The following is a 21,683-nucleotide window of genomic DNA, read 5'->3' on the forward strand; positions in this document are numbered from 1 at the left end:
TGCTTGGGAGTAGTTTTTCTGAGAAAAGTGATAAAGTGCTATAAATCAACAAAAAATATTTCTACAATATACAATTCTTCATTTCATCTACTATGTATCTCACATCCTCATCCATCACATAAGGACCGCTCGGCAAGCAAAGACCACGCTTGAACAAGCCCTCACTGACACCATTCACATAGGCAGGATTAGCCGCATAAACCGGCTGGAGATGCATGGGCTTCCATAAGGGACGGCTCTCGATACCGGCTTTATCCAAACAAACACGCATGGCCTCCACATTACGGTTAGGCTCACAAGAAGTATGGGCATTCACTGACTCATGAGTAACACCCGCAGCACCACCAACGGCACCTTTCACTGTCTCACGGTAGGCATCCTCCTCACCTCTCACATGCAGATTCCCGTCAAGCAGTACCGTGTTCAGCCAATAGTTGCTGTCATAACGTCCGGAAGGATTCTCATGAAGCGTGATTCCCTCCACATCGGCCAACAGCTCACGATACAGACCGCACAGATGCTTATGGTGTGCTATGTGCTCATCCACCACCGTCATCTGGCCGCGACCGATACCCGCACAAATGTTACTCATGCGATAGTTATAGCCTATCTTCTCATGCTGATAATAAGGATAAGCCTCACGTGCCTGTGTGGCATAGAACATAACCTCCTTCTTTGCCTCCGCATCCGGACAAATCAAGGCACCGCCACCGCTGGTGGTTATCATCTTGTTGCCATTGAAAGACAGCACACCATATTTGCCAAACGTACCACAAACCCGTCCTTTGTACCTACTGCCGAAACCTTCCGCAGCATCCTCAATCACCGGAATGCCATACTTCTCCGCCACAGCCATTATTTCATCCAACTTGGCTGGCATACCATATAGATAAACCGGGACAATAGCCTTTGGTTTCTTACCAGTTTTAGCGATGCGGTCTTTGATTGCCGCTTCCAGCAGCTGCGGATCCATATTCCAGGTATCCCCTTCTGAGTCCACAAACACAGGAGTAGCACCCAGATAAGTCATAGGATGGCTCGATGCGCAAAACGTAAAACTCTGCACCATCACTTCATCACCCTGTCCCACTCCACAAGCCACCAAAGCCAAGTGTACAGCAGCCGTACCGGCAGACAAAGCCACCACATGCTTATTCTCACCTACAAAAGCCTCCAAATCCTGTTCAAAGCCGCTTACGTTCGGACCGAGTGGAACCACCCAGTTCGTATCGAAAGCTTCTTGTATGAAGCCCATCTCCTTGCCGCTCATGTGAGCGAGGCAAAGATAAATTCTCTTATCCATAAAATATATGTGATTATTCTAATGATTCGATTTCCTCACGTAGTGGGGAATAAAAAGGAAAGAAAGGATTTTATAAATCTTTCCCAAGCACTGTGTAAATGATGATTTTGATGTCATTCCAAAAAGACCAACTATCCAAATATTCAATATTTATCCGCACTTTGTCCGGAAACAAAAACTCATCATTATATTTTTGAGGTTCCTTCTGTTCTGCCAATAATTCTTCCTCGTTCCGATACTTTAAACTTGCGGGGCCGGTAATGCCGGGTTTTAAGAGAAGTATTCTCCGATGCTCCCCCTCAAGCCTATCAGCATAACCGGGAACATCGGGACGAGGGCCAACGAAACTCATGTCACCAATCAACACATTCCATAACTCCGGCAATTCATCCAATTTATATTTCCGGAGTACTGCTCCTAACGGAGTGATACGACTCTCTCCTTTTACAGAAATGGAACTTCCAGAATGGGCGACAGTCATTGAACGGAACTTATACATCGTAAACAACCGCCCATATTGTCCAACTCTTTTCTGTTTAAATATGACAGGACCTCCGGGCATCTTGATACGAATCAAAATGCTGATTATAATTAAAACCGGGAATAAAAAGATTAAACCGAAGAGTGATGCACCACGGTCAAAGAGAGATTTGATAAACATTCAATCTTGTAAAATTATCTTAAAAACTTATAAGCAAATTGAGTTACATGAGGGATAGGAATAATAAATATAACAAAACGAGCACAAGCAAATATATAATTCACATATGATAAGTTCAGTTTTCTAATAACAAGACATCTATTTTTCAAATCAGATAGACTTTTTGATAAACCATTTCTTCTTAAATAAAAATCCTTATTTACACGTACCCGTACCAACACTTCATCTATATTGGCAAACTTACATCCTGATAAAAAACCATTTAGCCAAAATATTGTATCTTCATCTTTATCCGTATCAACGGGATATAAACCTGCTTTATGAAAATAAGATTTTCTAAAAATAACACTCATATGTGCCAATGGGTTTCTTTTCCCAAAGAAACATTTCATTTCATCATGTGATAGAGGATATCTTATAACCCCTATAGATTTTTTGTTTTCATCCATTTCTTCAATATGTCCTCCACATATATCTATATTTTTATGATTGTTCATATAGATTATTTGTTTTTCAAATCTATTTGAAAGACAAATATCATCAGCATCCATACGGAGAACGTAATCATACCCTTTAGATAGTACAATAGTTAACAACTCATTCAATGAATATGCCAACCCATAATTTTCATCTCTACCATAAACATGAAACCGACTATCATTTAACTCCATGAAGAAGTGTTCTATACCACTTTCAACAACTCCATCATATTGAACATAAACATGAAAATCCTTGAATGTTTGTTTTAGCAAACTGTCAACACATTGTGCTACATATATCAATTTATCATTTTTATAAATCGACATTATTACTGCTACCATTATTTATAATATAACGAGTTAATACCTTACATGAATTTTGCATCGGAATATCTCCCCAAAATATTTTTTTTATTCTGTTTTGTTCAGTAGTCAAACTATTACCATAATTCCAATCAGATAATATTTCCATTAATGAATCAAAACTATAGGCTCGAACACCTGGAGTATAATCATCAAAATCAAAAGCCAAATCCCTACATTGACAAATATATTTTTCATAATCAAAAGGGAATAAAACAATACCTTTATCCAATAACAAATAATCGTAAAAAATAGAAGAATAGTCTGTTATTAGTAAATCCGTAAATGGTAATATTGGATAAACATCTACATCCTTATCTAAGAAACGAATGTTAGAAAATATACTTGAAACATTAGATACTACAGTGGCAGGATGTAACTTAAATAAAAAAAGTTCATCACGTTTCTCCAAAAAATCATTCAATAAATCCAAATTAATACCTGAGGCTAACATAAAATCAGATTGGTCATCTCTGAAAGTTGGCATATAAATAATAGTATGGGAAAATTCTTGTATATCCTTTATCAGCCTATTAACTCCTTGCGGTTCATATTCTTCTACATATTTCTTTATTAAATTTGCATTTAAAAAGAATAACTCACATCTAGGATATCCCAAATTAAGACATTTACGTATATCTATTTGAAAGCATTTAGAAAAATGCATTGACATAAACACTGAAGTAGAAAGGAATAAATCAGGCTTACGAAATAAATAAGGAAATAAAATACGATTAAATATATTTTTTACATATATCTTAGAATCAATGCCAACAGTTGTTGCAAACTCAATTTTTTTTATTCCAACACCGTGCCATAGATTTACAGCAAAGCATCCTCCCGAAGTCCAATAATTAATATCTGATAAATGAGAAGAAAAAATATAATAGTAGGATGTCAAACAATGATATAGCCCATATAAACTCCATCTATAATATGCATTAATACCTTTTTCTCTTAATAACAATATTTCCGATTTATTAGAAGATATCCAAATAGGAATTACTGTTTTCTCATATTTATATAAATATCTATATAAATATTTCACATTGTCCGTAAAACCCACTTTATATCCCAAAACCCATTTTCTCTTACTTCTTGGAATTAAGTATGAAAGTAACAATAATGGATATCCTAGAAATAAGGAAATTAAACGATATATTATATCAGTATAATTTCTATTACTAAATACCCATTTTATAAAATGAAGATTATTCATAGTCGTAAGCACTCAATTTAGGGCATCCCCCTTCGAAAGGGCACTTTTCAGTGCCCTAAACCGAGTTTTGTTAATTAATTAGTCTTGAATTTAACATTGGCTGGCAGCCAAAGTGATTTTGTCAGGAACCATGTTAACATAATCACTGCACCCGTTAAAGATATTTTTGAAAAAAGTTCCGATGAAGTTCCAGATAGAACTGCCATGAAGCTTTACCGTTCCTATCACACTGTGATAAGTTGCTGCCATCTCTGCACCGGCATCACTACCATAATGAAGTGAATTGTTGCGTTGAGTGGTCAGCTTTCGAATGGTTCGCTCAGCCAGGTTGTTGTCTATCGGTAATTCACCATCATCCAAGTAAGCAAAGATCTCTTTCCAGAACCGGTTCAGATAATTGAGAGCTTCTTTATAATACCGGCTTCTAAATTCTGAATCCTTTGTCAGTTCACTATCTAACAAGCTGCGTAACTCTATCAGAAGTTCCTTCGTTGCCAGGCTTTGCCTTTCTCGGAACCTTTCCTTGGGAGTTAATCCGGCATCATCGTATTTACGCTCCCTCATAAAGAACTCCTTTAAAATTTCGGAAAAGCGTTCTGCATTCGGTTCACCACCCTGATTGGAAGCCTTGACAAACTTGTTCTTGGCATGTGACATACAAACCTGGTGTACAGTATCTTTAAACCGGGCTGATTTCAGCTCATTGCCGATAAATACATAAGCATTGTATCCGTCGGACATAATACTCTTCAACTCTGCATCGCCCAAAAAGTCTGTAAGTACATCACGACCGCGCGAGCCATTCTCATAGAAGAAAATGGCTGTTTTCTGAGCCTTGTTGACCAGAACCCAAATGTAGCACTTCTTATAGTGATCGTATTTGCGCAAGTTCACAATCGAATCTTTTTCCAAAGCTATAGACTTCAATACACAGACCAGTTCGTCCAGGTATGTCTTACCTTTCTTAAGCCAGTTGCGCAACGTGTTTTTAGAAATGGTCATGCCCATATCTGTCAGCCATTGGTGAAGAAGACCAAAAGTCACATTCTTTACATAAACTTCATAGGCAATAGCCTGCAGAAATTCAGGAGTGGCCCTAGTGCCTTCAAAACTGGTTACTACCTCCGGATGGCCTTCAGAAGGGAAATAGCCCCACTTCGGCTTTTTACCAGGCTCTGCATAATGAACCATCTCAAAACATTCTTCCGTCAGGAAAGTACGAAAACTGAATACCCGTACCATTCTTCTTTCAATGAGGCGACCGGGAACCTTTGTCAAATCGGAAGGATGCTCTGTCGCCTCTCCAACTACTCCCATCCTTTTATAACCGTCAGGGCGATTGGATAAATCACGCTCTTTCCTGGAAGACTCTTTTACCTCTTGAGATGGAGCATGATCAACCGAATCCGTACGAAGCGTATCATCGGTTCCATCATAATCATCTTTCTCCTTCCGGCGGTCTGAATCACTTGTTTTAGCTTTAGATTGTATCTTTTGACGTCTATCACCAAAACGTTCCTGATAGGCATAATCAAGTTTTTCTTGAAGTGATTTTATCTTACGCTCAGCCGATTTGCGAAGTTTATGCTCTTCCGATAACCGATTTTCAAGGTCAGCATGTTTCGATTCCATAGAGGACACCTGAGCCTTCAGATCCTTCATCTGAGCCATAAAATCCTCCAAAACAAGCTTCATGGCATCACTTGTCAACCGAAGATCCTGATTCTGTTCGGCAAGGTATTGTATGTATCGCTCTTTCTGATCCTCTGCCATACCTGCACTATAATTTATAGGGTTGCGTGAGTAGGTTTCCCTACTCAACAACTCTCGTTTTGTTGTAATTATATCTTGCAGATCGATCATACTTAAACCTTTGATTTACAGCATTAGAGGTAATAAAATAATCACAAAACCGCAAGTGGATAAATAGATTGATTATCTGATTTTTAATGTTTTAACTATAGGATTCTCAAGAATCAAAACCACGTCCTTCCAGGCAATCCGATAAACAGTATCTGCTCCGTTCCGCTCCACCTTCATGAACTGATAGCCTGCCACAAACTTCTTTTCGAACAGACTATATGAACGATTATCAAATGAAAACATACGGACTATTCTGCGATTGCGAGACATGACTATAAAGACGTCTCCATCATTGGGCTCACGGTGAAGCCGTTCACGAATGACAGACAGCACACGGCTGTGCTTACAACGCATATCGATAAAATCACGGACATAATAAAAATGATTCAGACCGGTAACACTCAACATAACCCCTCCAGTTTCTCTACCATACGAACCAAATCCGGGTAGCTTAAATTCTTTTGGGACAAATGCAAGCCATTGCTGATACGAATCTCAACCCAAATACGAACCGGGTGATCATTTCTGCCTGGTGATACCGGTTGAGATTGATCAATGGCACTGGATTTTTCCTCATGACCGATTACAGGAACACCATCAACCTGGACTTCAACTACTTTTTTCCGGGTATCCCTGTACCATTTCTGAAAGATGTTATAAGGAACTTTGTTCTTAACACAAAACGATTGGAGAGATTCTCCATGAGGCAAAGCCTCGGTCTGGTACTGAAAGTAAAACCTTTCAAGATCTTCACTGCTATACATAAATTCTAAAATTTTTGTTCGCAGCGAAGATAGAGATTTCAATTATGAGCCAATTTTTGACTGCTTACTTCATAGTCAGTCTGTTTTACGTCTGACATCTATAACTTGTCCCGTCAATCCAGAAAGTAATGTCATTATTGAAGTTTCTGCAACAAATTGGGGACTTAATAAACTATTTTCCGGTTCTATACCAAAGTTTTGGATACGCATAGGTGTTTTAGTTCTTTCCGGATTAATACAATTAATCTTTATATTATAACTTTTCCATTCTTCAGATAAAGCCTGAACTAAATTCACAATTGCAGCTTTTGAAGATGAATATAGGCTATACATCGCTCTGCCTCGTGTATATGAACTGGAAGTAAATAGTAATAAACCTCCATGAGACTTCGCTAAATATGAGAATGATTCCTTCGCCACATTTATCGCTCCCAAATAATTTACACGTATTAAATTTAAAATATCATCATATTTCATTGTCATCAAAGGAATTTTCAATAATATACCTGCTGTATTTATAACGAAATCAATCTTTTTCTCAATCAGATATACTTTTTCCAAAGCTTCTTTTACTAATGATGCATCAGCAACATCTGTTCCAGTCTCACTTCGACTAAACGAATAAACCTTAGCTTTCAATCCGGTACACAGTTCTGCAATACTATGTCCTATACCATAACTTCCCCCAAAAATGACTATAACTTTATGCTCTAATGCGGTTTCTTGTCCATATAAAGAAACATCACTTACAGATTTTAATTGAAAAAGCTTATCCAACAAAAACAAATCTTCTTTATGCGTTAACTTCATATTAAATTTCTCTCCCGGTACAACTCCTATTGGTATATCAGGCATATATTTTAAAACAACCCCACAATCATCGGTTGTTTTAAAATTAGGATCTACCAATGCACGTTTATATGCTTCCCTAATAACGGATAATTTAAATGCTTGTGGGGTCTGTCCATTGTATAAAAATTGTCGGTTAGGAATATCCTCTATTTCATGCGTATTCAGATTCATTTTGATAATGGTATCTGTTGCAGGAATTGCAACATCAACAGCTCCATACTTACCCAACATAGTAATACAATCTGATATTATTCTTTTAGTAACTAAGGGACGTACACTATCATGAAATATTAAATTAATATCATTCTCTGTAGAAGCATAGGCATTTATAGCTGACAAACTTGAATAATAACGTTCACTTCCTCCTTGTAGAATTCGTCCTACTTTCTTAAAATTATTAATGCAACACAATTCCTCCACTTTTTCAAGATAATTAGGGTGTACCACAATTGCAATTTCATCAATAAGCGGATGGTTATCAAATACAGAAATGGTATGTTCTAAAACTGTTTTTCCCGAAACTTTAAAAAATTGTTTAGGCATTGTCCCTCCCATACGAGTTCCGACACCACCTGCTAAAATTACAGCAACATTTCTCATGCTAATTTCTTTATTCTAACTAATAATCCAATTAAAAAATAGTAAACATAAAACATTCTTACCTGTAACCAAGACAAAATCCTCCTCTTAAACCCTATTACATGGCAAGTACTACAATATAATAAAACTGATTTGTACCTGGAGTCTTGAGTTATAATTCGAGTTATTGAAATAGCTTTCTTATTGAATATGGCTATTCGAGGATATTTATAACTCACTGCATTAGAAACCCAATCATAAATAATCCAATAAAAAACATCTTTAATAACTGGATATTTATATTTTTCATATATCACAAATAATTCATTAACAGTAAACAAAATATCCAAATCCTTTTCTTTTATAGTATTAATAATACTATCGTTACGTCCTATATAATAATTATATAACAATTCATTTAACACATAAACTCGTGCCCCTTGTATCATACATTGGAAATTGAACAACAAATCTTCATAAACAATTCCCGATTTAAAGTTCAACCCTCTTTGTCGTAAAAATGATAATTTATATAATCTGTTACAGGCTGATGCGCTAAAGCGATTATTCAGCTTAGCCTGGACCAAATATTCCTTACCATCTAACAGATTATTTCCCCAATACGCAGGATCTCTAACTTTTTCTATGCAATCCTTTATCAAATATCGACCAAAAACCACTATATCAACCTCAAATCTCTCTATTACTTGCGATAACTCATAACATGTATTAGGCTCTATAGAATCATCACTATCTAAAAATAAAACATATTCTCCTGATGCTATATTTAATCCTGTATTACGAGCTTCACTTAAACCTTTATTTTTCTGATATATATATTTAATTCTTTCATCAAATAAATAACTTTTTATGATATTATCACTATTATCCGTCGAACCATCGTTTACCAATATAATTTCAATGTCCTGAAAAGACTGTTTCATGACACTATCTAAACATCTGTTCAAATATTTTTCAACATTATATATAGGAATGATAATTGAAATAAGCATAAAACTAAATGAATTTTATTTTAAGTTTCGGAACATATAGAATTAAACTATAAAAAAATAAGAATATCAAAATATTTATCAATGAAGGGAAAAATGAAGCACGAGGCATATACACTATATTAGGAACTAATATAAAAGCCAAAAACATGATAACACGAGTATTACGAACACTTTTCTCAAAATAACGAATAATATATCCAGCTAAAAAACTCATTAGTAGAAATCCGATTAATCCCAAATCCCAAAACTCTCCGAGAAAACTAGAACCAACTCCCTCTCCCCCCAAGTATGCATCCGGTGCTAAAAAATAAGTCAATCGATGTCCTAAACTATTAGTTTGCTCCACAAATTCCATAGATTGACCTTCAAAAGTTGATGTTAAGGATAAAGGATACAAAATATATGGTAATCCAGTATTTACAAATGTTGATTTATAAAATATCATATATGCAAATACTAATAACGAAACCCCTTGTTGAGAAAAAAACATCATAAATAAATCAGAATCATAACCAGTATCAACGTCCCCCCTCCGGAACTCCAATAATACTTGTGACAGAATAATACACACGATTGAAATCAATAATAATTTGCCTATTTTTTGTTTTTGTTGTTCAGAATAAAATGAATAATAATACCATAATAAAAATATAATAGGTAAAAATAGTTTAGAACGTCCACCCTTTAAAACATCTGCAATTCTTAAAGCAAAGAAAATTGACGATATGATAAAGAACTTCTTTTTAGAAGGTTTCGATGCTAAAAATAAGCAATATGAAAATTCAAAAATAGATATTGCTCCCGTCGTCCATATTGGATATTTCAAATTTGCAATAGTTCCATCATATACAGCTAAATATCCATGCTCCAACACAGCTTTAAACTGAATCAAATATTTAATAAAAGTACCTGGAACGGAGAATAGAAATAAGAAAGTAGATATTTTATCTAGATACCTCGAATATTCAAAATTTATCTTTCTATAAGACAAATATTTTCTACCCATCAAGCATCCAAGATGCATAAATAGCAATGAAAATGTTAACAATATTAATATTTGAAACTGTACGTTTATAGGGAAAATGAAATCATTATATTTATCTGCCCATGTCCAATTAAACAAACCATAAATATCCAAGAATATACGCGAATAAATAAACACACATAGCATATATAGAAAAAGAACATACAAATTGAATGTTCCACTTTCATGTATCGCAGAAAAAAGTGACCACAAAAAAATGAGTAACAATTCATATTGTAGTATATTAATTGTTACATCATTATATCCAAATCCAATACAAAATAAAAATTGGAGAAAATAGCAAATAATAATAAAAATCTGTATTACTTGAAAAATGGAATATTTCCACGTAAAACTTATCATCTAAATAAAGTATTAACTTTACATATTTGCTGATTCAAATCAAAATCAGATAATCTATGCCTTAATTTAGTGGATATCAACAAAGAATGTTCTGACGCTTTACAAATTGCTTCCGAAAAAGAATTTATATCCAATGAAGCCACATATCCAAACTCTCCATTACACAATACTTCTTCAGCACCTACACAAGGAGAGGAAACAATATTTCTTTCTAAAATTAAAGCTTCTATTATTACAGTCGGTAATCCTTCATATAGGGAAGATAAAACAAATACGTCACAGGATTTTATTAAAGGATATGGATTTTCTTTAAACCCTAAAAAATGTACATAATCTTGCAATCCCATATCATCTCTCAGTTTTTCCAACTCAACTTGTAAAGGCCCCACCCCTAAAATCCATAATGTAAAATTTCCCTTGTTCAACAATAAAGGCATACACTCAATCAAAAATCGATGATTTTTACCTTTGTCAATCCTACCTACAGCCAATAAATTTATTCTATCCCGACTAAATGGTACATTAATATGTACATTTGATTTTTGTATAATATCAGAAATATCAATAGGATTATATAAAACAATCGATTTATTTTTGACAGCAGGGCATAAATTTATCAATGTCTTTTGACAAGCTTTAGAAACACATACTATTTGATTTAAAGAAGGAAGGTCACGAAAATATCTCCGCTTATTAGTTGTTTTACAGTAGGTATGCTTTATTAAATCTGTATGTAGCCAAGCCACTCTTTGCGCAGTAGCAGGAGCTTTAAATAAAATTCTGGTAGCAGTATCCTCTCTAAAAGCAATATAACAATCGTATAGTTTCCTTATATGAAAGATATAGAACAAGCTAGGAAACGTTAGTAAAATACGTCTCTTAATTTTATTTATTAGCAGATTTGAATCCCCCAAAGCAGAATATAAACATATATTCCGAGGAACACTATCAAGATAAACACCCTCTCTATTTATTAAAAAAAGATCTACATTATATTTTTTTGCATCAAGATGTTGAAGTATTGTTATCAATATCCTTTCTGCTCCACCACCTTTCAAATTATCTATAATGAATAAAAGATTTTTTTTCATGACCTACTTTTATCTTTAATATATAATAAAATTCCTAAGAAACAGGCTATTATAAAAGTCCATCTTCTATTTATAGCTTCTTTATATATATTCCTAAAACTTTTTCCTGCAAATAGACTATAACGCACATAACTTGCAGCATTAATAACATAGTTAGTAAATGATAAATTAAAATAATTCCTCTCATTTATATACAGAGCATAACCATTAGGATTTCTTAAACACAGATGTCTGTATTTGCTAGACAGACCATCTCTTTGATAATCTTTTATTTCTAAACTTCGCTTAATACAACATATTTTATATCGCAAAGAAATTCTATTTAAAACCAATGCTTCTGTTACAAAGAATTCATTCTCAAATTCAGGGAATGGATATTCTTTCAAAATACGAGTATAATAAATTAACCCTTTATCTCCTTTTACTGACAATGAATTGTAAAGGTTATAATGTGAAACAACCAACTCGTCTACAGGTAGCGAAGTTCCTATTAGATTTCCATGTAAATCTAAAGAATTACATGAAAATCCTGCTATCCAAGGATTATCCTTATGTATCAAATGATATGAATAAATTATTTCTAGTGCAGTTTCAATATAATAATCGTCAGAATCTAAACAAATAAAGATTTCCCCTTTAGCTATCTGCACTGCTCTATTAAATGCACGATGCTTTCCCCCATTCTCCTGCTTCAAATATACAATGGAAATTTTATTTGTATTTATCCATTTCTGAACTATTTCTTCTGTATTATCTGTGGAACCATCATCCACAATAATCCATTCAAAACTACGTAATGTTTGTTTACACAAATATTCATAGGTACGTCCTATAGTATTCGCTCTATTGTAAGTCGGAGTAAATACACTAAAGAGAAATTCCATATTTTTCCATTAAACAATTAACATCTGAAAAAAGTAAACTATTACTTCTTATCCATTCCTCATCCATATTCCACCACTTTAATTTTAACAAAAAATCTATTTGATTCTGCTCAAAGCGCATTCTAATACATTTAGCCGGTACTCCACCATAAATTGAATAAGGCGGTATATCTTTAGTTACAATAGAATTTGCTCCTATTACTGCACCATCACCAATTGTAACTCCATTTACAATAGTCACATTAGCACCAATCCATACATCATTTCCAATAGTAACTATAGCAAACTGGTCATACCTATCTTCTAAAAGGAACTTTCCTTTTAAAAATAACCTCGGAGAAGTCGTAACGTTCTTTTCTACTGGATGATTACCCAAGCCAGCTACGACATTAGGACCTATTGAACAAAACTTTCCTATATGGCAACAATGTATAATAGAGTTATAATTTACATATGAATAATCTCCAATAATAGAATTACTGAAAATAACGCGAGCTGAAAAAGAACAATCACAGCCTATAACAGTATTTCCTAATAATTGTACATCTCGTCCTATATTGACAGTCCTTCTCCTAAAGAGTCTCATAAACCGATTTATGAAATTCATCATATTATACCATATTTTTTACAATAATACCATCTCTGTAAAGTTTCAAAGAAAACAGATATTACCAATGATATAGATAAAGTATATATATTTAAACAATCAATAATTCCCAAAAACATTATTACGAACAAATACACGAACATACTATAAAACATATTGACAATAACATCTTTTACATGATTGTGACTTATTAATATAACAGTTCCAAGAAAATAACTTAAATGGCGATATATAAACAGAGTTCCCAACATCCAATACACAGGAATTGCCATTAGCATATCATTATTAAAAAATAAAAGAATAAATGATTTCAAAGAACATCCAACAATAAAATATAATAAAACTCCTATTACAGTAGTATATATTAAAAGTTTACGGGCAAATATTTTATTAGCATTTTTATTATAATATGGAAATACAACATTACTTATTGTATAAAATATAGTAGATAATACATTTACTATTTTTTCTACAAAATCATAATAAGCTACTTCTCCCATTCCCAAAACGCTACCAATAACTATAGTATTAGTCCTATCTTTCACTATACCTGTTATTGACGTTAAGAGAAGTTTGGTTGAATCTTTTGTATGATAAAATATAGTCGCTAAAGACTGCCATCTAAACTTAATTTTAAATTTATATATTAGTATATATATGGCTATAAGAGATGTAATAATAGCTCCAATGCCATTTATAAGTGGAACCAATAAATAATCTTGCGGTGTAGTGACCCATATAAATATCAATAGAATAAACACTACACGTCCTATGAAAGAAAAAATTGCAATATATTTCATTTTTTCTATACCTTGAAAAAACCATATAGGAAATAAACATTCATAAATACATTGCCACATTGAAAAAATATATAATAATTTATATTCTCGAATTTCAGGAAAAAGAAATATTAAAAATAAGAATCCAAATACTATAATTAAAAGCAAGGTTTTTACAATATATACCACACTAACTATTTCGTTTATCTTCTTTGAATCTTCTCTATTAATGCTAATATATTTCGTAGCTGAGATATTAAATCCCCAGTTTACAAATATTGCTAAATAACTAACTATTGCCTGAGAATATATGATTACACCATATAAATTTTTTCCTAAAGTATTAATTAAATAAGGATATGTAACAAGTGGTATCAATAAATTACATATCTGTAATAAAGTTAGATAGCCAAAATTTTCAATTAAGGTTTTATACCTATATATATAGTCAGATATATTTTTCACTTTGCAAATTAACATCATCGTAAGCACTCAATCACTTTGGACTCTTCTGAAAATAAGTAAGCAGTCATTTTAGACCTGAAAAGGTTTAAAAGTAAGCACTCAATACCTTTTTCCCTACTGAAAATCAGCGAGAAAGGGAATTGGTCTTATTATATTTGACTTCGATTTAACTTAATTCAAACCGAAATGCCTGATGGAATCAGCATTTCGTAGTTCTTGTTTCCTGACAATAGTTCACGGAATACATGTATAAGATATCCCTTGATATCCGAGAGGTACATCTTGGCCGTTTCGATAATGGTATAGAAAGTCATTGCCACATTGACACCCTCCTCACTGCTGAAGTGAAGAGAATTATTTCGCGATACGGCAAAGGGACGTATCGCACGTTCCGCCACCATGTTGTCTATCGTGTAGTCGCCCCAGTGGCGATATTTAAGCAGGTCATCCCAGCCGTTCAACATATAAGCCAAAGCTGTCTCCATCATTTTACCGTAGTGACAGCGTTTATCCTGCTGAAGTTCCAATACCTGTTTCCTCAAGCCTTTCAATATCTCACTGACATCGGATTTATTTCTTCTTTTCCTTATCTCCCCGAGAGTGAGCCGACGCATCAAACATTCAGCCTCTATCAGATACAACCGCCCAATTTGTTCCACAAACCATGCCGCCTCTTCGTCTTTGGCGATGTCTGCAGCAAGTTTGAACTTTGCCCGGACATGAGAGATGAACTTGGAAACTCCCTCCTTTTGATAGCGTTTCCATAAATTCTTGAAATCCGTGCTGCTTGCCATAAGCATTCGTTTTATCTTTATGGCACAAAAATCTAGCATACGGGGCGGTAAAGCAAATAAACAATTGAGTGCTTACCGTCCATATGGGTAAGCAATAATACGTTATTTTTTGAATCCGGCACCAACTCTCCCTATCCAAAAAGCGATGCAACGCCATCCGCATCCGGATTTCCTTTACCGAAGGTATCAGCTGGCCGGCATTTATATAATTCATAAACTGAGGGACGAGGTCCGAAAGGGAATCTCGTACAGAGTCAGGCATCAGCATGTGCCATTCACCTTTAACATCATCCTCATATGTCAGCACAAGACCGAACTTCTAGAGTTTATAGGGAGTTTTGCGTATTGCGTACCACGTATGCATTGGCACCGACCGTGACAAACTCCTCAAGCAACTGATGTTCCGCCTTGCAAAGAGAATTGCAGATGGCAGCAAGGCTGATATTAGAACCGTATTCCTTATTTTTGATGGTAACCATATTTCCAATTTTAGAAAACAAAATCTTCCACAATATACCTGTCTACATTACGCCTTTCCTTGCTGAAATTCACCCCCACTTTGACAAGACGCCTCCCGTCCAACCTATAAGGAATCAGATACCCTTTTTCATCAATCTGCCGTAAAGCCTCCTCGGCACTGCCGTTCAGTTTAAACTCAAAAACATAAATGGTATCTTTCGTCTTCACCACGGCATCGGCACGACCGTGGGCACTACGGATTTCCGTCTCAACAAATTGTCCCATCAAAGTGAAAACCACATAAAAGACAGCCTGGTAGTGACGTTCCGTATTATCGCTCAAATCGTATGGCATACCGGCAAAAAACACCCGGAGACGTTCCATGAAAGCATCCACATCACCGGAACGGAGTTCACGCATAAACTTGGCTATGTGGAAACCGGTTTCATCATCGGTCACTTCCGTATAATAAGGTACCAGAAAATTCAAGAAACCATAGCGTACCTCATCATTGGGAAAACCCAAAGTGTACAATAAAACATCCCTGTCGTAGTCTTTGATGGTCAGATAACCACTCTGGTAAATCATGGGAAGCGGGTTCTTTACTTCTGCACGATACTCAAAAAAAGCAGAAGCCGTCACTTCAACTCCCTCAATCAAAAGGCGCAAATCATAATCACTCTTTTTCAACAAGTTAGCCAAGTAGGTAGGAGTACCGGTCTGAAACCAGAAATTATCCAAAATCTTCGACTTGCATGCATTCAACACACTGAAAGGATTAAAAACCCCTTCACAATGAGGGTAAAAATGATAACCGTCATACAGCTTCGTCATCCGCTCCAAAGTTGTATCGAAGTCCATCCCATTGGAAACACCCAAACGTTCTATCTCCGGAGTAAACGTTGTGAGCAGTTCTTCCTTAGTAATACCACATAAAGAAGAATAGTCGGGCCATGTACTGATGTCCTGCAACTGATTTAAATCACTGAACACGCTAATCTGCGCAAACTTCGTCACACCCGTCAAAAAAACAAAGCGGAGATAACGGTCGGCACTTTTCAGTACCCCATAAAAGGCTTTCAATATCCGACGATACTCTTCCGTTAACTTTTCATCCGAAAGAGCTTGAAGCAAAGGCTTATCGTATTCATCAATCAACACTACCACTTGCTTACCCGTCTGGGCATACGCCTGCTCTATCACATAGGCAAAACGCTCTTCGGGACTACGCTCCTGCTTTTCCGCACCATATTTCAATTCCCACTTTTCCAGATATTGATTAAGCATGGCTACCAAATCTCCGGCTGTTTCATATTTACGTGCATTCAAGTCCAGATGCAATACAGGGTATTCCTCCCACCGGGTTTCCTGTTTTTCGATGGCAAGCCCGTGAAACAAATCTTTACGTCCTTGAAAGTAAGCTTCGAAGGTAGATATAAGCAAACTCTTACCGAAACGGCGAGGACGGCTCAAAAAATAGGGAGTGGAATTGGATGCTATCTTATAGACCATTGCTGTTTTGTCTACATAAAGATAATTTTCTTCACGCAGCTTTTCAAAAGTCTGTATACCAATTGGCAGTTTACGCATCTGTTCCATCTTATTTCTCTTTTTTAGAAGCTATATGCAAATATACGTTTTTTCTTCAAAGAGAAATCCTATTTATACATTTTTATTCCATTTCCTCCCATGGATAAGGATTATCCACCACATTCTGAAACTCGTCAACTGCTTCCTGCTGCTCGGCAGTCAGTGATGCAACACTCCAAGAAGCAATGATAGAACGGCCTTCGTCGGCCAAAGGCTCATCGAAAACCTCTCCATAACAAGCCGTAAGCAAGCGGAGTTTCAGCAAAGAGGAAGGAAGGGAATCAAGGGTGTCCCAGCAACGCCTCAATACCTCCTGCACATGCTGTAGTTTTTCACCATGGTCAATGAACGAGGCACTATACCCCTTCAAGAGAGCAAGACAGACATTTGCCTGCTCCTCCACCGTGGTGCCCCAGGTGCCGGAATTATACAAAGTTGTGGTCAAGCGATAGACTTCACTGTTACGACGAGACAAATCATCGCTATAGATAGGACTACCGTCCATACCCAAATACATCAGATCGTGCGCGGCACGCTGAAGGAGGAGTGCTTCTTCTAAAAGAGACATGAGTAGTAATTATAAATTAAAGACTAGCGGATTACTTCAATGAGGTCTGGATGGATGGTCGCCATGGCAACGGCAATGATACCTTGTATAGCAATCACTACACGACGATCACGGGCACCTTTTACCTTTAGAAAAACACCTTCTTGACCCTCGAAGTCGCCACCGGTGATACGGACTTTCGTACCTTTGGAGAGATTCAGTTCTTCGGGCTGGAAATAGAGAAGATGGTCATTATAGGTACCGGCAACGGCTATGAAACGCTGCATATCATGGTCGGGAATGATTATTTTCTGGCCGCTACGGGTATCAGTAATATATTGTAAATAAGTAATTTGAGACTTAAATCGCTGCACTTCGGAAGGACGTGCGTGGACAAAAACCAGATTACGGATGACGGGAACCAAAGCACGGACTTTCCTGCCCCTACGGATACTTATCTTATATTGCATGGGAATGAAACAGCCAAGATTTGCCTTTTCGAGAAGATGCATAGCTTCAAGCTCCCTGCGGTATGTGGCACGCATGGCAAACCAAACTTCGGTCTCTTTATCCATTTCTATTCTTGCTAATTTTACTTAGAAAAAGGTATTCCTTGGGGGCTTTGAACTACTATTACAGAACTGTAGTTCAATCACTTGCGAGCATTTTATGGGAAGTTTGACAAGCACTATGCCCTTCTTGTCAACAGATTCTCTGCGGTTGTTCATTACCTTTTGGTAAGAGACTATAAACGAACGTATTAGAAACAAAAAAGCGTTTTTTAATCGTACGTTTAAAAAACACCTATTTCGAACTTATACAAGACATACTCAAAGAGCTAAAAATAAGAAGATTTTAACTGATTACACATATTGCATATACTGCTGAAATTCAATGTAATATACTTATCATTATTTATTATTAGGAACATTTTTCTATCAAACATTTTGCCATTACAAAAAACGTCTCTATCTTTGCGTTCATTAAACGTACGTTTTTTAAACAGCATATCATCTTATATATCAACCATTTACAACTCACCCTTCACATTTCCCTCCAAAATTCCCTTATTTCTCCCTCACTTTTTATACTTTCGCATTTTTTAACCAGAATAAAAAACAGTTAAACGAACAAAGAATTACACAAATGAAAGAACTCAAAAAAAGAAGCATCTCAACAGTAACGAACAGAGAAGCATGTCGTATCAATCTGATACACAGAAACTAAGAGCAACAAAAGTAAAAGAACACAGCTCCATAGTGGATGAAAAGCTATTGGCAGAACGGGTTTACTACGGAGACCAGACCCATGTTTATGTAGGTTACTTAAGAGCCTTTAAATCAGGCTATTTTGAAGGCACAAAAATTAGAAAAATAACGGATATAGCCAAACTGCTCGTAGCATCCGAAAACTTCACAAAGAGAGCCAGAGGAGAGCAAAAGCCTTTGACTTACAGTACGATAATCACCGAATTGGAGAAGGTATGGGCCATCATAAAACAGGAAGACACCACACTGATTGACCCATACGGATATGATGTAAGGATAAATCACTGATAGTTCAGTACCTGGAAAGGCAGTAATTTTGCCGCCGTCAGCAACCGGACAGAAGGGCTACACCTTTCTTGTCGGATGGTGTAGCCTCAACAAGGCAAGGGCATAGCCATCCGTACTGAAAGGAGTAGCCCTTTTTCATTGCTGATTATCATACATTTACTAACCCTAAAAACATAAAAAATGGGAAAAGAAAAAACTGAATTTGAGGAGAAATTTGTATCCAAAACAGAAAAAGCAAAAAAGCTATGGGAAAAACGGATTACGGAAAACACGACATTGAGCATGGAGTCTGTACAATGGATGGCACAACGCATAAATTCCCTATTGGAATACATGCGATACGGATATGCATTGATAGCCTACCGAAAGCAGGACGGCAGCTTCTACATGGGAAGAGGAACCCTTGTTTCCTACGAAAGCGACTTCAAAAAGAAACATGACATGACAAGCATTAAAGCTCACGTAGCCTATTGGGACGCGGAACAACAAGGCTGGCGGACTTTTCTGATTGAGAACTTTATGGAATGGAGACCGATAGTAAACTAACAAAAAACACCAATATCAAAAGCTATGGAGGCTTATTTACTACATGATGCCAATGCCGGCAGCAACCTAAAATTAATGATTATGATACAAGAAGAAGGTATGAAAGGATATGGCATTTACTGGACAGTGCTCGAATTCCTCAGATTGCAGAATGAATATAAAGCCAGCCTGAAAGTGATTCCCATACTGGCACAAAAAGCAAGGGTGACAACCGCCACACTGAAGCGAATCATCTATGACTATGCGCTGTTCGAGGTGAACGAGACAAGCTTCTCATCCCCCGGACTAAGCCGCCGCATGGAGCCATGGGACGCCCAACAAGAAGCTAAAAAGGAGGCCGGACGTCGCGGTGGACTGGTTAACCAGCAGAGAATCAGGGATGCCAAGACAAGCAGCGCTTTAGCAAATAAACTAAATAAAGAGAATAAAGAAAACCCCTCTCTATCTCCCCAAGGGGAGACGGGAAGAAGGAAGGAGGAGATTCTTCTGACTCCACCGGAGTACACGCTCAACAGACAGACGCATAATTACCAAGGCCTGATGGAAGAGCTGGCAAGGCAGAAAGTAACCGACATCCACGATTTGAATGCCATCCTAAGACTGACAGATTTTGGAAAACTGGGAGGGAAAATCTGGAAAATCCTATATGAGTTGAACAGCTCACCCCAACTGAAAGCCCGCATCGTGATGCCCGGAAAGTACATACTGAAATTACTCAGGGGTTAGATTTAATAAAAGAAATATAATACTTATCTTTGTGTTCAAAACAAAACACCCTAATCATTATGAATCTGAAAAAACTATTTTTTGCTTCCGCCCTGCTCTTTGCTGCATGCGGCACTATCCAGGCCCAGGAAGTCATTGCCCACCGTGGTTTCTGGACTACAGACGGTTCGGCTCAGAACTCCCTTGCCGCACTTGTAAAGGCTGATTCTATCCACTGCTACGGCTCCGAGTTCGACGTTTGGCTCACCACAGACAATCAGCTGGTTGTCAATCATGACGCCACCTTTAAAGGCGTGACTATGCAAGATGCCACAGCCAAGGTATGCACCGCCGTACAACTGGACAACGGCGAACAACTCCCTACCCTGCAACAGTATCTGGACAAGGCAAAAAGCCTGAAAACCCGCCTTATCCTCGAACTGAAAGCCCACAAGACTCCCGAACAGGAAACACGAGCCGTAGAGGGTATCGTAAAAATGATAAAGGACAAAGGGCTGGAGGACCGTACGGAATATATCACCTTCTCCCAACATGCCACCAAGGAATTTATCCGTCTGGCACCCAAAGGCACCCCCGTCTACTACCTGACCGGTGACCTTACCCCCAAAGAGTTGAAAGCATGGGGTTGTGCCGGTCCCGACTATCACTTCAGTGTCTTCCAAAAACATCCCGAATGGATAAAGGAATGCCACGACCTCGGCATGAAAGTAAACGCCTGGACCGTAAACGAAGCCAAAGACATGGAATGGCTCATCAGCCAAGGAGTAGATTTCATCACAACCAATGAACCGGTAGTGCTGGAAGAAATTTTAAAGAAAAAATAGCCGCTCCTTATACATTTAGAAACAAAAACCAAACAAACCGCTTCATTATGTCCGCAATGGAGCGGTTTCTTGTTTTCAAAAAGATAGCAATTAGTCTTATAAAAAATCTTTTTTCTTATTTTGAATCAAACTAAACTTTCACATGGATTACAATTTATATAAAAACAAAGCCATATGCTTTTAAATTGAAAGCCTGACAGTAGATATTCTCATTGAATGAAAGTTTCGCTAAAAAATAATAGAAAATAGATATGCTTTACAGTTAATTATAAAACAAAACGTCGTATATTTGCATCGAAATAAAACAAAAGGATATATTAACCAACTGATAA

The 21,683-nt window shown here is 36.5% G+C and carries 23 protein-coding genes; 4 read left to right on the forward strand and 19 right to left on the reverse strand.

Going from position 1 to position 21,683, the window contains the following annotated elements:
* Positions 1-61: 61 nt before the first annotated feature.
* From ITJ87_RS14505 to ITJ87_RS14595, 19 genes are all read right to left on the reverse strand, one after another.
* A complete protein-coding gene (locus ITJ87_RS14505; RefSeq protein WP_005827597.1) occupies positions 62-1,303 on the reverse strand; it encodes a DegT/DnrJ/EryC1/StrS aminotransferase family protein in 1,242 nt (413 codons plus the stop codon).
* Positions 1,304-1,373: 70 nt separating this feature from the next.
* A complete protein-coding gene (locus ITJ87_RS14510; protein ID WP_005827596.1) occupies positions 1,374-1,964 on the reverse strand; it encodes a sugar transferase in 591 nt (196 codons plus the stop codon).
* A 14-nt stretch (positions 1,965-1,978) separates the two neighbouring features.
* Entirely contained in the window at positions 1,979-2,785 is an 807-nt protein-coding gene (locus tag ITJ87_RS14515; protein ID WP_081027380.1) for a glycosyltransferase, read from the reverse strand.
* A complete protein-coding gene (locus ITJ87_RS14520; protein ID WP_005827594.1) occupies positions 2,757-4,025 on the reverse strand; it encodes a CDP-glycerol glycerophosphotransferase family protein in 1,269 nt (422 codons plus the stop codon). Before ITJ87_RS14520 ends, ITJ87_RS14515 begins: the two co-directional genes overlap by 29 nt.
* Before the next feature lie 90 nt (positions 4,026-4,115).
* Positions 4,116-5,888, reverse strand: a complete 1,773-nt coding sequence (locus tag ITJ87_RS14525; protein ID WP_117964527.1) for a transposase — start codon at positions 5,886-5,888, stop codon at positions 4,116-4,118.
* 72 nt (positions 5,889-5,960) lie between these two features.
* The gene (gene tnpB, locus ITJ87_RS14530; RefSeq protein ID WP_117952054.1) at positions 5,961-6,296 is read right to left on the reverse strand and encodes an IS66 family insertion sequence element accessory protein TnpB; all 336 of its coding nucleotides are present in this window, start codon (positions 6,294-6,296) and stop codon (positions 5,961-5,963) included.
* Positions 6,290-6,652: a hypothetical protein gene (locus ITJ87_RS14535; RefSeq protein ID WP_165852962.1), complete on the reverse strand. Its 363-nt coding sequence runs from the start codon at positions 6,650-6,652 to the stop codon at positions 6,290-6,292. The genes tnpB and ITJ87_RS14535 overlap by 7 nt, the downstream gene beginning before the upstream one ends.
* A 75-nt stretch (positions 6,653-6,727) precedes the next feature.
* Positions 6,728-8,104, reverse strand: coding sequence for a bifunctional cytidylyltransferase/SDR family oxidoreductase (locus ITJ87_RS14540; RefSeq protein WP_005827593.1), 1,377 nt, complete (start codon positions 8,102-8,104; stop codon positions 6,728-6,730).
* Positions 8,101-9,096 (reverse strand): glycosyltransferase, encoded by a 996-nt coding sequence (locus tag ITJ87_RS14545; protein ID WP_005827592.1) that lies wholly within the window; start codon positions 9,094-9,096, stop codon positions 8,101-8,103. The genes ITJ87_RS14540 and ITJ87_RS14545 overlap by 4 nt, the downstream gene beginning before the upstream one ends.
* Positions 9,097-9,100: 4 nt before the next feature.
* On the reverse strand, positions 9,101-10,483 hold the full coding sequence (locus tag ITJ87_RS14550; protein ID WP_005827591.1) for an O-antigen polysaccharide polymerase Wzy family protein: 1,383 nt from the start codon (positions 10,481-10,483) through the stop codon (positions 9,101-9,103).
* Complete coding sequence (locus tag ITJ87_RS14555; RefSeq protein ID WP_005827589.1) at positions 10,480-11,574, reverse strand: glycosyltransferase; 1,095 nt, start codon at positions 11,572-11,574, stop codon at positions 10,480-10,482. The genes ITJ87_RS14550 and ITJ87_RS14555 overlap by 4 nt, the downstream gene beginning before the upstream one ends.
* Entirely contained in the window at positions 11,571-12,458 is an 888-nt protein-coding gene (locus ITJ87_RS14560; protein WP_005827587.1) for a glycosyltransferase family A protein, read from the reverse strand. Before ITJ87_RS14560 ends, ITJ87_RS14555 begins: the two co-directional genes overlap by 4 nt.
* Entirely contained in the window at positions 12,442-13,068 is a 627-nt protein-coding gene (locus tag ITJ87_RS14565; protein WP_057097879.1) for a CatB-related O-acetyltransferase, read from the reverse strand. Before ITJ87_RS14565 ends, ITJ87_RS14560 begins: the two co-directional genes overlap by 17 nt.
* Positions 13,065-14,309, reverse strand: a complete 1,245-nt coding sequence (locus ITJ87_RS14570) for an oligosaccharide flippase family protein (protein WP_165491347.1) — start codon at positions 14,307-14,309, stop codon at positions 13,065-13,067. Before ITJ87_RS14570 ends, ITJ87_RS14565 begins: the two co-directional genes overlap by 4 nt.
* Before the next feature lie 176 nt (positions 14,310-14,485).
* Complete coding sequence (locus ITJ87_RS14575) at positions 14,486-15,103, reverse strand: transposase (protein ID WP_158562836.1); 618 nt, start codon at positions 15,101-15,103, stop codon at positions 14,486-14,488.
* A 326-nt stretch (positions 15,104-15,429) separates the two neighbouring features.
* The gene (locus ITJ87_RS14580; RefSeq protein ID WP_005827578.1) at positions 15,430-15,582 is read right to left on the reverse strand and encodes a hypothetical protein; all 153 of its coding nucleotides are present in this window, start codon (positions 15,580-15,582) and stop codon (positions 15,430-15,432) included.
* 10 nt (positions 15,583-15,592) lie between these two features.
* The gene (locus tag ITJ87_RS14585) at positions 15,593-17,161 is read right to left on the reverse strand and encodes an ATP-binding protein (protein WP_057097876.1); all 1,569 of its coding nucleotides are present in this window, start codon (positions 17,159-17,161) and stop codon (positions 15,593-15,595) included.
* A 73-nt stretch (positions 17,162-17,234) separates the two neighbouring features.
* Positions 17,235-17,720 carry a UpxZ family transcription anti-terminator antagonist gene (locus ITJ87_RS14590; protein ID WP_057097875.1) on the reverse strand — a complete coding sequence of 162 codons (486 nt, stop codon included), beginning with the start codon at positions 17,718-17,720 and terminating at the stop codon, positions 17,235-17,237.
* A 23-nt stretch (positions 17,721-17,743) separates the two neighbouring features.
* Positions 17,744-18,280 (reverse strand): UpxY family transcription antiterminator, encoded by a 537-nt coding sequence (locus ITJ87_RS14595; RefSeq protein WP_057256474.1) that lies wholly within the window; start codon positions 18,278-18,280, stop codon positions 17,744-17,746.
* Between the two features lie 615 nt (positions 18,281-18,895).
* On the opposite strand from ITJ87_RS14595, the gene ITJ87_RS14600 reads away from it, so the two are divergent.
* The 4 genes from ITJ87_RS14600 (at position 18,896) to ITJ87_RS14615 (ending at position 21,351) form a co-directional block, all read left to right on the forward strand.
* A complete protein-coding gene (locus ITJ87_RS14600) occupies positions 18,896-19,255 on the forward strand; it encodes a hypothetical protein (RefSeq protein ID WP_008664386.1) in 360 nt (119 codons plus the stop codon).
* Positions 19,256-19,435: 180 nt separating this feature from the next.
* Complete coding sequence (locus ITJ87_RS14605) at positions 19,436-19,801, forward strand: SH3 beta-barrel fold-containing protein (protein ID WP_008664384.1); 366 nt, start codon at positions 19,436-19,438, stop codon at positions 19,799-19,801.
* Between the two features lie 24 nt (positions 19,802-19,825).
* A complete protein-coding gene (locus ITJ87_RS14610) occupies positions 19,826-20,527 on the forward strand; it encodes a Lin1244/Lin1753 domain-containing protein (RefSeq protein ID WP_005827562.1) in 702 nt (233 codons plus the stop codon).
* 59 nt (positions 20,528-20,586) lie between these two features.
* The gene (locus tag ITJ87_RS14615; RefSeq protein WP_005837303.1) at positions 20,587-21,351 is read left to right on the forward strand and encodes a glycerophosphodiester phosphodiesterase family protein; all 765 of its coding nucleotides are present in this window, start codon (positions 20,587-20,589) and stop codon (positions 21,349-21,351) included.
* Positions 21,352-21,683: the final 332 nt, after the last annotated feature.

Origin of the sequence: Bacteroides sp. HF-162, assembly GCF_015679285.1 — a bacterium.
Lineage (GTDB): Bacteria > Bacteroidota > Bacteroidia > Bacteroidales > Bacteroidaceae > Bacteroides > Bacteroides uniformis.